This is a genomic window from Herbiconiux daphne, from assembly GCF_024979295.1.
Lineage (GTDB): Bacteria > Actinomycetota > Actinomycetes > Actinomycetales > Microbacteriaceae > Herbiconiux > Herbiconiux daphnes.
Genome location: NZ_JANLCJ010000582.1, coordinates 1 through 592, shown reverse-complemented (window position 1 = coordinate 592; position 592 = coordinate 1). Strand labels below are relative to the sequence as shown.

General features: G+C 55.9%; 1 protein-coding gene. It reads right to left on the bottom strand.

What is annotated here, in order from left to right; all coding sequences use genetic code 11:
- Positions 1–592, bottom strand: a 592-nt coding sequence (locus tag N1032_RS26570) for a hypothetical protein (protein ID WP_259543655.1), incomplete at both ends; no start/stop codon positions are given.

Below are 592 nucleotides of genomic sequence, written 5' to 3'. Positions count from 1 at the left end.
GGATGGTTAACGATTACAGTATCAACGGTCTTAACCAGCGGGCCGTCAACGGCGGCAGCTTGCGGAGCTGGCAGCGGACGATTCACGATCTGAGTATCAACGGTCTTAACCAGTGGGCCGTCAACGGCGGCAGCTTGCGGTGCTGGGGTAGCGATAGAAACGTGTTGCACTAACACGCCGTCTTTTGCGGCAGTCTGTGGAAGCGGGGTAGGCACATTAACATTGTGCTCAAAACCAGGTTTCGCCGGAATCGCAATGTTCTGCGGTTCGCCGAAGTGCTGAACGTGCGGAGCTTCAGCAGGTGCCAGCGCCGGAGAAGTCGGAGGCGTCAGCCATTTTTTAATAGCAACTTTTTCAGCGAGTACGGCGGTTTGCGCCGCGTTGGTTGCCGCGTCCAGTTTTTCAGCAGCGTAAGCACGTTCGGAAGCAGGGGCCGCGTTAAAGGTCGCTTGCCATTTGTGCATGTTTTCCAGCGCGATTGCGGAAGAATGCTGGGCTTCGGTAACGTAAGCCGGTGCAGTTGCTGGGGCCTGTGCGAGTGCGTTAGTTGCGAAAGATGCGATCGCCGTTGCAATTACGAATGAAAGAGTTG